This is a genomic window from Sedimentimonas flavescens, from assembly GCF_025154035.1.
Lineage (GTDB): Bacteria > Pseudomonadota > Alphaproteobacteria > Rhodobacterales > Rhodobacteraceae > Rhodobacter > Rhodobacter flavescens.
Map to the genome: position 1 here is coordinate 124556 of NZ_JAOALJ010000007.1, position 15438 is coordinate 139993.

Genomic DNA, 15438 nt, shown 5'->3' on the forward strand with positions numbered 1-15438 from the left:
CCTGCGGGGCCCGTTCCCTTGTTCCCCCAAGGGGATTCTGCAATGGCAAAGCGTGATTTCTACGAGGTTCTGGGCATCGCCAAAGGTGCCTCGGCCGAAGAGATCAAGAAGGCCTATCGCAAGAAGGCAAAAGAGCTTCACCCCGACCGCAACCAGGACAATCCCGAGGCCGAGGCCCAGTTCAAGGAAGCGAACGAGGCCTATGACGTGCTCAAGGACGCCGACAAGAAGGCGGCCTATGACCGCTTCGGTCACGCGGCCTTCGAGGGCGGCATGGGTGGTGGTGGCGGGCCGCGCGGCGGGTTTGCGCAGGGCGATTTCGGCTCGGCATTCTCGGATGTGTTCGAGGATCTGTTCGGCGATTTCATGGGTGGGCGCGGCGGCCCCGGCGGCGGGCGTTCGCGCGCGGCGCGAGGTTCGGACCTGCGCTACAACATGCGTGTGACGCTGGAGGAGGCGTTCAAAGGCGCACAGAAGACCATCACCGTGCCGGGCTCGACCCAGTGTTCGTCGTGCAACGGCACCGGCGCCGAAGGCGGGGCCGAACCGCAGACCTGCCCGACCTGCTCGGGCATGGGCAAGGTGCGCGCGCAAAACGGCTTCTTCACGGTTGAGCGGACCTGCCCGACCTGCGGCGGCCAAGGCCAGGTGGTCAAGAACCCCTGCCGCGCCTGCCACGGCGCTGGCCGGGTCGAGAAGGAACGCACGCTCTCGGTCAACATTCCGGCGGGGGTCGAGACCGGCACCCGTATCCGTCTTGCCGGTGAGGGCGAGGCGGGAATGCGCGGCGGCCCCTCTGGCGATCTCTACATCTTCATCGAAGTGCGCGAGCACGCGATCTTCCAGCGCGAGGGCGTACATCTATACTGCCGCGTGCCGGTCAGCATGGCCTCGGCCGCGCTTGGCGGTGAGGTCGAGGTGCCCACGATCGACGGCGGGCGTTCGCGCGTGAAAATCCCGCAGGGCTCGCAATCGGGCCGCCAGATGCGCCTGCGTGCCAAGGGCATGCCCGCGTTGCGCGGCGGTGGCGTCGGCGACATGGTGATCGAACTGGCGGTGGAAACCCCGGTCAACCTGACCACCCGCCAGAAGGAACTGCTGCGCGAGTTCGAGAAGATCGAGGCCGAGAACAACCCCGAAGGGGCGAGCTTCTTCAAGAAGGTCAAAAGCTTCTGGGACGGCATGAAAGGTTGAACGGGCGCCTTCGGGCGCCCTTTCCATTTTCTTAACGCTTTCTTCACCAAGCCTGCGGCAAGATCGCCGCATGAAGCCACCCTCAGCCTTTCACGAAATGCCCCTGCCGCTCTTCGGTGACCCCGACGAGGCCGCGCCGGTTGCGCTCCCCGATGGCCGGCTGCCCTCTTACATCGGGGACCATCGCAAACGCCTCAGAGAACGTTTCGTGGAGCGGGGCGCCACGGCGCTAGCCGATTACGAAATGCTTGAATTGGTCTTGTTCCGGGCCATCCGACGGCAAGATGTGAAACCTCTCGCCCGCCGCCTGATTGATACCTTTGGTGATTTCGGCAGGGTCTTGTCTGCCTCGGAACCCCGACTAAGGGATGTTCATGGTGTCGGCGACGCCGTGATCATGGAACTCAAGATCGTCGAGGCGGCGGCGCAGCGGCTGGCGCGTTCGAAGGTCATCCACCGACCGGTGCTGTCATCGTGGAAGGCGTTGCTGGATTACTGCCACACCACCATGGCGCATCGCGAGGTCGAGCAGTTTCGTGTCCTTTACCTCGACCGCAAGAACATCCTGATCGCGGATGAGGAGCAGGCGCGCGGCACGGTCGATCATGTACCGGTCTACCCGCGCGAAGTGGTCAAGCGCGCGCTGGAAGTAAACGCCTCGGCGCTGATCCTGGTGCATAACCACCCCTCGGGTGATCCGACGCCCTCCGAGGCCGATATTGCCATGACGGACCGCATCAGGATGGCCGCCGACGCATTGGGCATCGTGCTGCACGATCACCTGATCATCGGCAAGGACACGGAGCTAAGCTTCCGGTCGTCAGGGTATCTTTAGGGGGCGATCAGTTGCTCAGCGGAGCGGGGATCGACACAGGGCCGCCAAAGCCGCCGAACTGCGGGGCTTTCGGCTCGCCGGGGGCTTCGAGCGCGACAAGACCGATATCATCGGTCAGCGCGCGGGTCGCAAGCTCTGGCAGCGATGCGACGCCGCCAATGGTCTGGCCGGTCAGGGCAAGGCGCGGGCGGGCGATAACGGCCTGTGCCTGCGGGATTTCGGTGGCATAGACAAGCTGACCATTGTGCAGATGCGGGCGCTGCTGCGCGGTATCGGCATCTTCCATCACGTTGCCGGTCGCGGCGGCCAGCATGAAGGTCGCGATCAGAATGCGCGCATTGTGCAGCTTGTTCTTGTGCTTCTGCATGGCTTTCCCCAGCCGAATCGTGGCCCTTCAATCACCCTAGGATTGAAAACGGGCAAAGCCGTGACGATTGCGGGGCAATAGTGACCAAATATTAACCCTATTCTCCCTAGATATAGGGTCCGTTATGGTTCGGTTAACTATATATGGAAAAGCGCCCGCACCGAACGGGGCGAGCGCCTTAGCTTTGCCATATTTTCGTCAAGCGATCCGGCCGTGGCAGTGCTTGAACTTCTCGCCCGAGCCGCAGGGGCAGGGATCGTTGCGCGAAGGCTCGCCCCAGGTCGCTGGATCGTTCTCGTCGAAGCCGGGTTTCGCGGCCGGGGCCGGGGGTGCCTCGGGCTCGGGCTGCGGCATGGCTTGGGCCATCATCGCGGCGCGCTCTTCCTCGGTCAGCGGGCGGATCTGGCCAAGGCGCTTGGTCACCTCGGAACGCAGCCCATCCAGCAGCGTCTCGAAAAGCTGGAAGCTTTCGGTCTTGTATTCCGACAGCGGGTCGCGCTGCGCATAGCCGCGGAAACCGATGACCGAACGCAGATGCTCAAGCGTCACAAGATGCTCGCGCCACTTGGTGTCGATGGTTTGCAGCAGGATCTGCTTTTCGATCGTGCGCATGGTCTCGACGCCGAAGGTCTCGGTCTTCTGCGCCATGAACGCGTCGCTGGCCTCTTCGATACGCTCGATCAGCACGTCCTGATCGACGCCTTCCTCGGCGGCCCATTCGGCGATCGGAAGCTGCATGTTCAGCCCGTCGAGCACCGCATGCGTCAGCCCCTCGACATCCCATTGATCTGCATAGGATTTGGGCGGGGCGTATTGATCGACGAGATCCTCGACGACCTGGTGGCGCATATCCTGCGCGATCTCGCCGATATCCTCGGATTCCATGATCTCGCGGCGCTGGCTGAAGATCGCCTTGCGCTGGTCGTTCATCACGTCGTCGAATTTCAGCAACTGCTTGCGGATGTCGAAGTTACGGCCCTCGACCTTCGCCTGCGCGCGCTCCAGCGACTTGTTCACCCAGGGGTGGATGATCGCCTCGCCTTCCTTCATCCCCAGCTTGGTCAGCACGCCTTCGAGCTTTTCCGAGCCGAAGATGCGCATCAGGTCATCTTCGAGCGACAGGAAGAAGAGCGAACGCCCCGGGTCGCCCTGACGGCCCGAGCGGCCGCGCAGCTGGTTGTCGATGCGGCGGCTTTCGTGGCGCTCGGTGGCCAGAACGAACAGCCCGCCCGCCTCAAGCACCTTTTGCTTTTCTTCGGCATGTTCTGCCTCAATCCGCGCACGCAACTCTTCGGGGTTAGCCTCGGGGTGCGCGGCCAGTTCCTCAAGCACCTTCATCTCGACGTTTCCGCCCAGCTGAATGTCGGTGCCGCGACCGGCCATGTTGGTGGCGATGGTCACCGCGCCCAGACGGCCAGCATCGGCCACGATCTTGGCCTCCTGCTCGTGCTGGCGGGCGTTGAGGACGTTGTGCGGGATGCCTTCGGCCTTGAGCATCTCCGAGATCATCTCGGATTTCTCGATCGAGGTCGTACCCAGAAGCACCGGCTGCCCCTTGGCATGGGCTTCCTTGAGCGCCTCGATCACGGCGGCGTATTTGTCGCGCGCGGTGCGATAGACGCGGTCGTGTTCGTCTTTACGCTGAATCGGGCGGTTGGTGGGTACTTCGACCACGCCCAGGCTGTAGATCTCGGCGAATTCCTCGGCCTCGGTTGCGGCGGTGCCGGTCATGCCCGCAAGCTTTTCATACAGGCGGAAGTAGTTCTGGAAGGTCACCGAGGCCAGCGTCACGTTCTCGGGCTGGACCGGCAGGCGTTCCTTGGCCTCGATCGCCTGATGCAGACCGTCCGACAGGCGGCGGCCCTTCATCGCGCGGCCGGTGTGCTCGTCGATCAGGATCACCTCGGTGCCCATGACCACGTAGTTCTGGTCCTTGTGGAAGAGCTTGTGGGCGCGCAGGGCCTGGGTGACATGGTGCACGATGGTCGTGCTTTCGGGATCGTAGAGCGACTGGCCCTCGGGCAGGATGCCGGCCTCGTGCAGGCGGCGCTCCAGATACTCGTTGCCTTCCTCGGTATAGGTCGCGTTGCGGCCCTTCTCATCGAGGGTGAAATGCTCGGCCGTCAGTTCGGGAATGAACTTGTCAAGCGTGTTGTACAGCTCCGAGCGGTCCTGCGAGGGGCCCGAGATGATCAGCGGCGTGCGCGCCTCATCGACCAGGATCGAGTCGACCTCGTCCACGATCGCGTAGAAATGGGCGCGCTGCGCCATTTCCTCGACCGAGCCCTTCATGTTGTCGCGCAGGTAGTCGAAGCCCAGTTCGTTGTTGGTGGCATAGGTCACGTCGCAGCGATAGGCAGCGCGCTTTTCGTCATCGGGCTGGAAGGGCACGACAACGCCGGTGGTCAGGCCAAGCGCGCCATAGACCTTGCTCATCCATTCGGCGTCGCGGCGGGCGAGATAGTCGTTGACGGTCACGACATGCACGCCCTTGCCGGGCAGCGCGTTCAGATAGGCCGGGAAGGTCGCGACAAGGGTCTTGCCCTCGCCGGTTTTCATTTCCGAGATATTGCCCTGATGCAGGAAGATGCCGCCCATCAGCTGGGTGTCGAAGGCGCGAAGGCCAAGCGCGCGCTTGGCGGCCTCGCGGCAGTTGGCGAAGGCTTCGGGCAGCAGCGCGTCGAGATCCTCGCCGCCCTGCGCACGGGTCTGAAGCTCGCGCGTTTTCTCGATGATCTGGGCATCGGTCAGCTTTTCGAACTCGGGTTCGAGCGCGTTGATCTTGGCGACAAGCGGACGGACCGATTTCACCTTGCGGTCATTCGGCGTGCCGAAAACCTTCTTTGCGATAGTTCCAAGGCCCAGCATGTTCTCTCCGCGGGTTCATCTGACCAAATCGTGTGACAAGCGACCTTGTCGCGCCCCTGCTTGCCGCCTAGAACGGCTAACGAAAATGGGGCGAAGCTGCCTTCACAGGACCTTAGGCGATGTAAGGGGCTGCCGTCAGAGTGTCAACGCCGCGGGGTGCCGCGGCCCTTGCAGGAGTGGCCTTGATGCCGAAACTCGCGAAATATCTTGGGTCTGTTGCCGTGATTTTGGCCATGGGTGGCGCCGTTCAGGCCGAAGAGGTCAAGGCCGACACCGTCGTGGCCACGGTCAACGGCACCCAGATCACCCTGGGTCACATGGCCAGCGTGCGCGAAAGCCTGCCGCCGCAGTATCAGCAGCTGCCCGATGACGTTCTGTTCGAAGGCATCCTTGAGCAGTTGATCCAGCAGACCGCTCTGGCCGAAATCGGGCAGGACATGATGACGCACCGCGACGAGATCGCGCTTGAGGTCGATCGCCGCGCCTATCTAGCCAATTCGGTCCTGGAACGCACCGCGGGCGGCGCCGTGACGGACGACGCGCTCAAGGCGGCCTATGAGGCGAAATACGCCAATGCGGAACCCACGCGCGAATACAACGCCGCGCATATCATCGTGGAAACCGAGGAGGACGCCGCCCGGATCAAGAAAGAGATCGAGGACGGGCTCGATTTCGGCGAGGCGGCCAAGCAATACTCGACCGACGGTGCGGCGCCCAACGGTGGCGATCTGGGCTGGTTCGGGCTTGAGGCGATGGTCAAGCCCTTCTCGGATGCGCTGGCCGAGATGAAGGACGGCGAGGTCAAGGGCCCGGTGCAGACCGAGTTCGGCTGGCATGTCGTCAAGCTGATGGAAACCCGTCTGGCCGAAGCCCCCACGATGGAAGAGGTCCGCGCCGAGCTGGAAGGCGATCTGCGCCAGGCCGCCGTGGAAAAACGCGTGACGGAAACCGTTGAAAAAGCGAAGGTCGAGAAAATGACCGAGGGTGTGGACCCCGCGCTCCTGAAGGACGCGGCGATCCTCGGCGAATGATCCGGCTCGGGAGGGCATGATGGCGAAGAAAAGCGAACTCAAGGCCAAGATCGACAAGCTCAAGGCCAAGGTGAAAGACCTGCGTGTCAAGCTTGAGGGCACGGCGGGCGAGGTCGTGGCCGAGGTCGGCAAGGAGCTTGCCGAGGCCAAGGCCGTCGTCGAGGCGAAGGTCAAGAAGGCCAGCCCGGTCTCGCCGCTGGCGCCTGCGGCGTTCCCTGCGCTGCCGGTGATCGACGGCGTCGAGTTCGCCGCCATCGGCGCGGGCGTGCGCTACGCGGGCCGCACCGACGTGATGCTGGCGCGCGTGGCGCCGGGTGCCGCGATCGCGGGGGTATTCACCACCTCCTCGACCCGCGCGGCCTGTGTTCTGGATTGCCAGGAGAAGCTCAAGCTGAAGGTGGCCGCCGATGCGGGCGCCGCGATCATCGTGAACTCGGGCAATGCCAATGCCTTTACCGGCGCGCTTGGTCAGGAAGCCGTGGATGCGGTGACCGCCGCAGTCGCGCAGGCGACCGGCGTGCCCGCCTCGCGCGTGTTCTCCTCCTCGACCGGCGTGATCGGCGAGCCCCTGCCCTATGACCGCATCACCGCCAAGGTGGGCGATCTGGTGGCAACTCTCGACCCCAAGGGGATGGAGGCCGCTGCCCGCGCGATCATGACGACCGACACCTTCCCCAAGGGCTCGGCCGCCGAGATCGCGGGCGAAGGCGGCACGATCAAGATCGCTGGCATCGCCAAGGGCTCGGGGATGATCGCGCCCAACATGGCGACGATGCTGGTCTATATCTTCACCGATGCGAAGATCTCGACCAAGAACCTGCAAAAGATGCTCTCGCGCAATACCGATGACACGTTCAACGCGATCACGGTGGATAGCGACACATCGACTTCGGACGCGCTGATCCTTGCGGCCACGGGCCGCTCCACCGCTGCCGAGATCACCGATCTGCGCTCCAAAGCCGCGCGTGATTTCGAGGCCGCGCTACGTGGCGTGATGATGGATCTGGCGCATCAGGTGGTGAAGGACGGCGAAGGCGCGACCAAGTTCGTCGAGGTCCGCGTGAGCGGCGCCGAGACCGCCGAGGATGCGCATAAGGTCGCGATGGCGGTGGCGAACTCGCCGCTGGTCAAGACCGCGATCGCCGGGCAGGACGCGAACTGGGGCCGCGTGGTCGCCGCTGTCGGCAAGTCCGGCGCCAAGGCCGACCGCGACAAGCTGCGCATCAGCTTTGGCGATATGGTCCTGGCCGAGAACGGCTGGCGCGTGCCGGATTACTCGGAAGAAGCCGCGAGCGCCTATATGAAGGGCCAGGAACTGGTGATCGGCGTCGATCTGGGCCTTGGCAAGGCGAAGAAGTCGGTCTGGACCTGCGATCTGACCCATCGCTACATCGACATCAACGCGGACTATCGCTCGTGAGCGGTGGCTGTGGACCCGAGGGGGCGCCTCCGCCCCCTCCGCCCGCACGCGTGATCCTTGTCTCTGCGGTGGCGCTGATCGACCCGGACGGGCGTATCCTTCTGGCGCAGCGCCCCGAGGGCAAATCACTGGCGGGCCTGTGGGAGTTTCCAGGCGGCAAGGTCGAGCCAGGCGAAAGCCCCGAGACCGCGCTGATCCGCGAGCTGCACGAGGAGTTGGGCATCGAGACCTGGCACAGCTGCCTTGCGCCGCTGACCTTCGCCAGCCACGCCTATGACGATTTCCACCTGCTGATGCCGCTGTTCGCGTGCCGCCGATGGGAAGGCATCGTCACCCCGCGCGAGGGGCAGAAACTGGCCTGGGTGCGTGCGCGCGAGTTGCACAGCTACCCGATGCCCCCGGCGGACGAGCCCCTGATCCCGATCCTGCGCGACTGGCTTTAAGCCAGCGCCGCGCCCGATAGTTTCGCTTTGCGCTTTGCGCGAGCTGTGAGATTATCGAGCCAGCAGAGGGGATTTGGGAGGAGAACTGATGCTGCGCACCATCGTGGTGGGAAGCTGTGTCTCGGTGCAGGGCACCTTCGTGGCGCAACTCGACAGCGAAAGGATCGTCGTCCGCGTGGACGGTCGCCTTTACGCGGGTCGGGCCGTGACGAGATCCTGACAAGAAACAATCGAAATGCAAAAGGGGGGCCGCAAAGCCCCCCTTTTTCGTTTCCGATATTCAACTGCCTCAGAGGCTGCGTTCGACTTCTTCGCGCTCGAAGATCTCGATGACATCGCCAGCGCGGATGTCGTCGTAATTCTCGAAGGCCATGCCACATTCCTGACCGGAGGTGACTTCCTTGACCTCGTCCTTGAAGCGCTTGAGGGTCTTGAGCGTGCCCTCGTGCACCACAACGTCGTCGCGCAGCAGGCGCACACCGGCCGAACGGCGGGCAACACCCTCGGTGACCAGACAGCCTGCGACCTTGCCTACGCCCGAGACCTTGAAGACCTCCTTGATCGCGGCATAGCCGATAAAGTGCTCGCGGACTTCGTTCTTGAGCAGACCCGAAGCGGCGGCTTTGATGTCGTCCACCAGATCGTAGATGATCGAGTAGTAGCGGATCTCGACGCCCTTCTGGTTCGCCGAGGCACGCGCCGGGGCGTTCGCACGGACGTTGAAGCCGATGACCGGCGCACCCGAAGCTTCGGCCAGGCCGATGTCGCTTTCGGTAATGGCGCCGACGCCCGAATGCAGCACGCGCACGCGCACCTCTTCGTTGCCGACCTTCTCGAGCGCCTGAACGATCGCTTCGGCCGAACCCTGCACGTCGGCTTTCACCAGAACCGGCAGTTCGGCGACGCTTTCATCAGCCTTGGCCTTGGCCATCAGCTGCTCCAGCGTGGTCGCGGCACCGGCGGCGGCGCGCTTGTCCTTGGCGGCCTGGATCCGGTAATCGGCGATCTCGCGGGCCTGCGCCTCGGTCTCGACGACGTTGAGAACGTCGCCCGCCTCGGGCGTGCCGTTGAGGCCGAGAACCTCGACCGGAACCGACGGGCCAGCCTCGTCGACGCGCTCGCCCTTGTCGTTGATCAGCGCACGCACCTTGCCCCACTGCTCGCCCACGACGAAGATATCGCCGCGCTTGAGGGTGCCGTGCTGCACCAGAACGGTGGCAACCGGGCCACGGCCGACGTCGAGCTTGGCCTCAATCACCGCGCCTTGCGCCGCGCGATTGGGGTTGGCCTTGAGTTCGAGGATCTCCGCCTGAAGCGCGATGGCTTCGAGCAGCGTATCGAGACCCTTGCGGGTCTTGGCCGAAACCTCGACCGTCTGCACTTCGCCGCCCATCTCTTCGACGACGACTTCATGTTGCAGCAGGTCGGTGCGCACCTTCTGCGGGTTCGCAGCAGGCTTGTCGCATTTGTTGATCGCCACGATCATCGGCACACCGGCCGCTTTCGCGTGGTTGATCGCCTCGATGGTCTGCGGCATGACCGCGTCATCGGCCGCAACGACCAGAACGACGATGTCGGTCACCTGCGCGCCACGGGCACGCATCGAGGTGAAGGCCGCGTGGCCGGGGGTATCGAGGAACGACAGCACGGCACCCGACTCGGTCGTGACCTGATAGGCCCCGATGTGCTGGGTGATGCCGCCAGCCTCGCCCGAGACCACGTTGGTCTGGCGGATGGCGTCGAGCAGCGAGGTCTTGCCGTGGTCGACGTGACCCATGATCGTGATGATCGGCGGGCGCGAGGTCAGGTCTTCGGCCTTGTCCTCGACCGAGTCGATCACCTGTTCCACGTCGGCATCCGACACGCGCACGGCCTTGTGGCCGAACTCGTCGATCACCAGTTCCGCGGTATCGGCGTCGATCGGCTGGTTGGCGGTAACCATCATGCCCATCTTCATCAGCGCCTTGACGACATCGGCGGCGCGCTCGGCCATACGGTTGGCCAGCTCGGACACGACGATGGTTTCGGGCAGCTGAACTTCGCGCACCATCTTCTCGGCCTTCTGGCCGAAGCCCATGGCCTTCTGGCGCGCCTTTTCCTGCTTGCGCTTCATCGCGGCCAGCGAACGCTGACGCCCGCCTTCGCCATCGACATCCGACAGCGAGAGCTTGCCGGCGCGGCGGCCCTCGTCGCCCTTGCCACGGCCACCACGGTTGTCGCGGTCGGGGGTGGCGCTGCGCTCGTCGCGGTCGCGGTCGGTCTTGCGCGGACCGGTGGCCGAAACGCCCTTGGTCGCGGCGCGCGCGGCGGCGGCCTCGGCAGCGGCGGGATCGGCCGGGGTCTCGGCCTTGGCCGGGGCCTTGCGGACCTCTTCCTTCTTCTGGGCGCGCAGTTCGGCCTCGCGGGCCTTGCGCTCCTCTTCTTCCTGCTTCAGGCGCAGCGCTTCTTCGCGCTCGCGCTCTTCGCGTTCCTTGGCCTCGATCTCGGCGCGGCGACGCTCGCGCTCTTCCTCGCGGGCCTTTTCATCGGCGGCACGGGCGGCGGCCTCTTCGACCTCGCGCGCTTTCGCCGCCTGAAGCGCCTTCAGACGGCGCTCCATCTCGGCATCCGAGATCCCCGCAGGACGTCTCGAGGGATCACCAAGCGCCGGCGAGCCCGATGCTTTGGAACCGGACGCGCCCGGTTTCGGCACGACCACCTTCTTGCGCTTGGTCTCGACCACCACGCTTTTCGTGCGGCCATGGGAGAAGCTCTGCTTCACCTGACCGGGGCGCGCGCCGCCAAGACCCAAGGGTTTCTTTCCGTCCGTATCGCTCATGCCGTCTTCGTATCCTTCAGGGCGGGTTTGCCGCCGTCCTGCTTGCGCATTCCCGCAAGCCTTGCCGCTTCGTCTATAACACGTCGGGTGAGTCCGCCAGCCGCAAGCGCGCCGTGTATGGCATGATCGCGGCCGAAAGCCAAACCCAATTCCGAACTGGTGAGGCAGCCGAACCAGCGCCCGCCCTCGGGCGTCCAAAGCTTGCCCTTTCCGCGGTCCGATCCGTCGGAGGCCTGAAACAGGACACGAGCGCGTCCTTCGGCCAGCCAGCCCTTCACCTTCTCAAATCCTACAACAGCCCTGCCGGATTTGCGCACCAGAGAGATAAGCTCCACGACGCGATGTGCAAGGCCATCCTCGACCATATCGGCGAGGTTCTCGGGTACTTTCGCAGGCGCCTTGGCCGCGCGGGCAAAAAGCCCCTTGGCTGCGGCCTTGTCGATGGCCTCACGCTCTGCGGTTACCCAGATGCCCCGACCCGGCAGCTTCTCCGCCAGGTCGGGATAGATCACGCCATCGGGGCCGAGCACGAAACGCACCAGCCCGGCCTTGGGCTGCACGTCACCCGTGACGATGCAGCGCCGCTCCGGCACGTCCGATGTTTTTTCCCGGCCCCCTCGGCTCATCTTATTCCTCGATCTCTTCCTCGGTCTCGTCTTCCTCGGCCTCGGCGGCCAGTTCCGACGGATCGACCCAACCCAGCTGGATACGCGCGGTCATGATGAACGCCTGCGCGTCTTCCAGCGACACGTCGAACTTCTCAAGCAGACCTTCGTCCTTCACGCGCTGGCCATCGACCGTGGTCCAGCCACCGGCCAGTTCCCAGTCGGCGCAGGTCGCGAAGTCTTCCAGCGTCTTGATGCCGTCCTTGGCCAGCGCCTCGATCATCTGCGGGGTCAGGCCCTCGAAATCGAACAGCGACTGCTCGACGCCCAGTTCCTTGGCCGCTTCGATGGCCTTGCGGTTCTGCTCTTCGATGAAGTCGCGGGCGCGGGCCTGAAGCTCCTCGGCGGTGCCTTCGTCCACACCCTCGATCGCCAGCAGCTCGTCGATATCGACATAGGCCACTTCCTCGAGGTTGGTGAAGCCTTCGGCCACCAGCAACTGCGCGAAGAATTCGTCCAGGTCCAGCGCCTCGACGAAGAGCTTGGTGCGCTCGGCGAACTCGGCCTGACGGCGCGCCGATTCCTCGGCCTCGGTCAGGATGTCGATGTCGAGACCCGTCAGCTGCGAAGCCAGACGCACGTTCTGACCGCGACGACCGATGGCGAGCGAGAGCTGCTCGTCCGGCACCACGACCTCGATCTTGCCGGCTTCCTCGTCAAAGACGACCTTCGAGACTTCAGCCGGTTGCAGCGCGTTCACCAGGAAGGTCGCGGTGTCTTCGTTCCACGGAATGATGTCGATCTTCTCGCCCTGAAGCTCGCCCACCACGGCCTGCACGCGCGAGCCGCGCATACCGACGCAAGCGCCGACCGGGTCGATCGAGTTGTCATTGCTCAGCACGGCGATCTTGGCGCGCGAGCCCGGATCGCGGGCGACGGCCTTGATCTGGATGATGCCGTCATAGATTTCCGGCACTTCCATCTTGAAGAGTTCCGCCATGAATTGCGGATCGGTGCGCGACAGGAAGATCTGCGGGCCACGGGTCTCGCGGCGCACGTCTTTAACATAGGCGCGAATACGGTCGTTCGGGCGATAGGATTCGCGGCCGATCTTCTCGTTGCGGCGCAGGATGGCCTCGCCACGGCCGATATCGACGATGATATTGCCGTATTCCTCGCGCTTGACCACGCCGTTGATGATGGTGCCCTTGCGGTCCTGGAATTCCTCGAACTGGCGGTCACGCTCGGCCTCACGGACCTTTTGCAAGATGACCTGCTTGGCCGATTGCGCGGCAATGCGGCCCAGATCGACCGGGGGAACCTCGTCGATGACCTCGTCGCCGACTTTCGGATCGGCCAGATACTGCTTGGCCTGCGCGACGGTCAGCTCTGCCTGGTAGTTCTCCAGCGCCTCGTCCTCGACCACGGTGCGCACACGCGTGAAGGTCGCGCGGCCCGACTTGCGGTCGATATGGACGCGGATGTCCATCTCGGCGCCATAGCGCGACTTGGCGGCACGAGCGAGGCTGTCCTCCATCGCCTGGATCACCAGATCCGGGTCGATCATCTTCTCGCGCGCGACGGCCTCGGCGGTCTGCAGAAGTTCCAGTTGGTTGGCAGAGGTAATTGCCATCTCTCAGTTCTCCTCGTCGGGGGAATTCGTGTCTTCGGTTTCGATGTCGTCGAATTGGGTCTCGTCGATGATGCCCGCATCCTTGCGCTGGCGCAGCATCTCGGCGATCAGCTCGTCGGTCAGGATCAGCTTGGCATCCGCCAGCCAGTCGAATTGCAGGCCGATGGTGACCATCTCGCCCTGCTCATCGATCTCGATCAGCACCTCGTCGCCCTCGGTGCCGCGCAGGATACCCTTGAAGCGCTTGCGCCCGTCGATCTGCTCGAAGGTCTCGATCCGGGCCTCGTAGCCCTCCCACATCTCGAAATCCTTCAGGCGCGTCAGCGGACGGTCGATGCCGGGCGACGAGACCTCAAGCGTGTAGTTCTCCTCGATCGGGTCCTCGACGTCGAGCACGGCCGAAACGGCGGTCGAGATCGCGGCGCAATCATCCACGTCGATGCCGCCCTCGGGGCGGTCGGCCATGATCTGCAACAGCGGATGGCGTCCGCCCTGAAGGCGGATGCGCACCAGCTCGAATCCCAACCCCTCGATGGCGGGGGTGACAATCTCGGCCAGACGCCGGTCGATGGCGGTCTTGGCGATCAGGTCGGTCATCTTCCGATCCTTTAAAACAAAAAACGGGCCAGAGCGGCCCGTTGCACTTCTCCGGTGGGCGCCAGGTTTGGACCCCGGCACGCCGCTGTTGATGTGCAGATACGCTTTTACAGGGGATTCCGCAAGCAGAACTTCAGAGCGCGCGGTTGTCGCGCCAGATCCGCCAGTTCAGCGCGGCCGCAAGGCTCAGCCAGATCAGGTAGGGCGCGACCAGCAAGCCCGCGATCAGATCAAGCCGCAGGAAGGCCAGGCCCATCGCCGCGACCGCCCCCCACAAGAGCGCGATCACAACCATGCCAAACGCCATGCGCCGCGCGCCGAAGAACACCGGCGTCCAGAGCGTGTTGAGCGCGATCTGAAGCGCGAAAAGGGCAAGCGCAAACTGGCTGCCCTCGGCCTCGGCGACCCGCGCGGCGGCATAGGCGAGCGAGACGTAAAGATAGCTCCAGACCACCGGAAACACCCAGCCGGGCGGGGTGAAGGAAGGCTTGCGTAGCGCGGCGTACCAATCGCCGGGCTTGAACACCATGCCGGTCGCCGCCGCCGCGCAGGAGGCTGCCAGAAACACGGCGAAGTAACCCGACAAGGTCATGCGTGCCTCCCCACCCTCAGGGCCGCAGCGCGTCCATCGCGCGCACGAGGGCCGCTGTGATGCCCGGCTCGCTCAGCGCGTGGCCCGCGGCGGGCACCATGCGCAACTGCGCCTGCCGCCAGCCCTGCGTCAGCCGCCAGCTTGAGATCGGCGGGCAGATCATGTCCATCCGGCCCTGCACGACGATGGCGGGGATATGCTCGATCCGGGCGCGGTCGCGCAGGATCTGGCCATCCTCTTCGAGGAAGGCGGCATTGCTGAAATAATGGTTCTCCAGCCGCGAGAAGGCGCGGGCGTACTCGGCGGGCGCCTCGCCGGGAAAGCCGTCGTATTCGACCGAGGCGAGCGCATTTTCCCACATCGCCCAATGGCGGCCAAAGCGCGCCTCTTCGGCGAAATCGCCCGAGAAAAGCCGCTTGTGATAGGCGCCGATCAGGTCGCCGCGCTCATCGTCGGGGATCGGGCGGATGAACTGCTCCCACAGGTCGGGGAAGAACTGGCCCGCGCCGCCGGCATAGAACCACTCCAGCTCGGCCCGCGTCGCAAGGAAGACCCCGCGCAACACCAGCGCCTGCACCCGGTCGGGATGGGTCTGGGCATAGATCAGCGACAGTGTCGCGCCCCAGCTGCCGCCAAACACCATCCAGGCGTCGATCCCGAAGGTCTTGCGAATCCGCTCCATATCCGAAACGAGATGCCAGGTCGTGTTGTCCTCGACCGAAGCGAAGGGCTTCGACAGGCCGCAGCCGCGCTGGTCGAACAGGATCACGCGGTAATGCGCCGGGTCGAAATAGCGCCGCATCTGCGGGCTGCATCCCCCCCCCGGACCGCCATGGCACACGATCACCGGCTGGCCCTGCGGATGGCCCGACTGCTCGACATAAATGCGGTGGCCATCGCCCATATCGAGCATCCGCTGATCGAAGGGCTCGATCGGCGGGTAAAGAAAGGCGCCCGATGTGCGCTTTTGCCCTGCGGTTCTGTCCATGATCAGACTATATAACGCGTTGAGCGCCCCCGCCATGGGGGCCGGAC

Annotated in this window: 14 protein-coding genes; 6 read left to right on the forward strand and 8 right to left on the reverse strand. The window is 64.5% G+C overall.

The genetic code is table 11. The features are described 5' to 3' along the window. Positions 1-42: 42 nt before the first annotated feature. Positions 43-1194: a molecular chaperone DnaJ gene (dnaJ, locus tag N3C64_RS13800; protein WP_260014893.1), complete on the forward strand. Its 1152-nt coding sequence runs from the start codon at positions 43-45 to the stop codon at positions 1192-1194. A gap of 70 nt (positions 1195-1264) precedes the next feature. Beyond that, the gene (gene radC, locus N3C64_RS13805) at positions 1265-2029 is read left to right on the forward strand and encodes a RadC family protein (RefSeq protein ID WP_260014894.1); all 765 of its coding nucleotides are present in this window, start codon (positions 1265-1267) and stop codon (positions 2027-2029) included. A gap of 7 nt (positions 2030-2036) precedes the next feature. Here the strand turns inward: radC and N3C64_RS13810 are convergent, their stop codons facing one another. Further along, entirely contained in the window at positions 2037-2396 is a 360-nt protein-coding gene (locus N3C64_RS13810; protein WP_260014895.1) for a hypothetical protein, read from the reverse strand. A gap of 198 nt (positions 2397-2594) precedes the next feature. Continuing rightward, positions 2595-5264 carry a preprotein translocase subunit SecA gene (secA, locus tag N3C64_RS13815; RefSeq protein ID WP_260014896.1) on the reverse strand — a complete coding sequence of 890 codons (2670 nt, stop codon included), beginning with the start codon at positions 5262-5264 and terminating at the stop codon, positions 2595-2597. A gap of 185 nt (positions 5265-5449) precedes the next feature. On the opposite strand from secA, the gene N3C64_RS13820 reads away from it, so the two are divergent. The 4 genes from N3C64_RS13820 (at position 5450) to N3C64_RS13835 (ending at position 8378) form a co-directional block, all read left to right on the forward strand. Further along, complete coding sequence (locus N3C64_RS13820) at positions 5450-6295, forward strand: peptidylprolyl isomerase (RefSeq protein ID WP_218630369.1); 846 nt, start codon at positions 5450-5452, stop codon at positions 6293-6295. 19 nt (positions 6296-6314) lie between these two features. Next, the gene (gene argJ / locus N3C64_RS13825; RefSeq protein ID WP_260014897.1) at positions 6315-7715 is read left to right on the forward strand and encodes a bifunctional glutamate N-acetyltransferase/amino-acid acetyltransferase ArgJ; all 1401 of its coding nucleotides are present in this window, start codon (positions 6315-6317) and stop codon (positions 7713-7715) included. Positions 7716-7765: 50 nt separating this feature from the next. Continuing rightward, the gene (locus tag N3C64_RS13830) at positions 7766-8158 is read left to right on the forward strand and encodes a (deoxy)nucleoside triphosphate pyrophosphohydrolase (protein ID WP_260014898.1); all 393 of its coding nucleotides are present in this window, start codon (positions 7766-7768) and stop codon (positions 8156-8158) included. Positions 8159-8246: 88 nt separating this feature from the next. Next, complete coding sequence (locus N3C64_RS13835; protein WP_260014899.1) at positions 8247-8378, forward strand: hypothetical protein; 132 nt, start codon at positions 8247-8249, stop codon at positions 8376-8378. A gap of 69 nt (positions 8379-8447) precedes the next feature. Here N3C64_RS13835 and infB read toward each other — a convergent pair whose 3' ends face one another. The 6 genes from infB to pip all read right to left on the reverse strand — a co-directional run bounded on the left by infB (position 8448) and on the right by pip (position 15391). Beyond that, positions 8448-10976 carry a translation initiation factor IF-2 gene (gene infB, locus N3C64_RS13840; RefSeq protein ID WP_218630366.1) on the reverse strand — a complete coding sequence of 843 codons (2529 nt, stop codon included), beginning with the start codon at positions 10974-10976 and terminating at the stop codon, positions 8448-8450. Beyond that, positions 10973-11602, reverse strand: coding sequence for an RNA-binding protein (locus N3C64_RS13845; protein ID WP_218630365.1), 630 nt, complete (start codon positions 11600-11602; stop codon positions 10973-10975). The genes infB and N3C64_RS13845 overlap by 4 nt, the downstream gene beginning before the upstream one ends. A 1-nt stretch (position 11603) precedes the next feature. Continuing rightward, entirely contained in the window at positions 11604-13214 is a 1611-nt protein-coding gene (gene nusA / locus N3C64_RS13850; RefSeq protein ID WP_260014900.1) for a transcription termination factor NusA, read from the reverse strand. A gap of 3 nt (positions 13215-13217) precedes the next feature. Next, on the reverse strand, positions 13218-13811 hold the full coding sequence (gene rimP / locus N3C64_RS13855) for a ribosome maturation factor RimP (RefSeq protein WP_218630363.1): 594 nt from the start codon (positions 13809-13811) through the stop codon (positions 13218-13220). A 133-nt stretch (positions 13812-13944) separates the two neighbouring features. Continuing rightward, positions 13945-14403: a tryptophan-rich sensory protein TspO gene (tspO, locus tag N3C64_RS13860; RefSeq protein WP_260014901.1), complete on the reverse strand. Its 459-nt coding sequence runs from the start codon at positions 14401-14403 to the stop codon at positions 13945-13947. 16 nt (positions 14404-14419) lie between these two features. Further along, on the reverse strand, positions 14420-15391 hold the full coding sequence (pip, locus tag N3C64_RS13865) for a prolyl aminopeptidase (RefSeq protein WP_218630361.1): 972 nt from the start codon (positions 15389-15391) through the stop codon (positions 14420-14422). Between the last annotated feature and the right edge of the window lie 47 nt (positions 15392-15438).

Bases quoted from the DNA above. Each gene is read 5' to 3' on its own strand.
- dnaJ (WP_260014893.1), top strand. From the start codon at position 43: ATGGCAAAGCGTGATTTCTACGAGGTTCTGGGCATCGCCAAAGGTGCC.
- radC (WP_260014894.1), top strand. From the start codon at position 1,265: ATGAAGCCACCCTCAGCCTTTCACGAAATGCCCCTGCCGCTCTTCGGT.
- N3C64_RS13810 (WP_260014895.1), bottom strand. From the start codon at position 2,396: ATGCAGAAGCACAAGAACAAGCTGCACAATGCGCGCATTCTGATCGCG.
- secA (WP_260014896.1), bottom strand. From the start codon at position 5,264: ATGCTGGGCCTTGGAACTATCGCAAAGAAGGTTTTCGGCACGCCGAAT.
- N3C64_RS13820 (WP_218630369.1), top strand. From the start codon at position 5,450: ATGCCGAAACTCGCGAAATATCTTGGGTCTGTTGCCGTGATTTTGGCC.
- argJ (WP_260014897.1), top strand. From the start codon at position 6,315: ATGGCGAAGAAAAGCGAACTCAAGGCCAAGATCGACAAGCTCAAGGCC.
- N3C64_RS13835 (WP_260014899.1), top strand. From the start codon at position 8,247: ATGCTGCGCACCATCGTGGTGGGAAGCTGTGTCTCGGTGCAGGGCACC.
- infB (WP_218630366.1), bottom strand. From the start codon at position 10,976: ATGAGCGATACGGACGGAAAGAAACCCTTGGGTCTTGGCGGCGCGCGC.
- N3C64_RS13845 (WP_218630365.1), bottom strand. From the start codon at position 11,602: ATGAGCCGAGGGGGCCGGGAAAAAACATCGGACGTGCCGGAGCGGCGC.
- nusA (WP_260014900.1), bottom strand. From the start codon at position 13,214: ATGGCAATTACCTCTGCCAACCAACTGGAACTTCTGCAGACCGCCGAG.
- rimP (WP_218630363.1), bottom strand. From the start codon at position 13,811: ATGACCGACCTGATCGCCAAGACCGCCATCGACCGGCGTCTGGCCGAG.
- tspO (WP_260014901.1), bottom strand. From the start codon at position 14,403: ATGACCTTGTCGGGTTACTTCGCCGTGTTTCTGGCAGCCTCCTGCGCG.
- pip (WP_218630361.1), bottom strand. From the start codon at position 15,391: ATGGACAGAACCGCAGGGCAAAAGCGCACATCGGGCGCCTTTCTTTAC.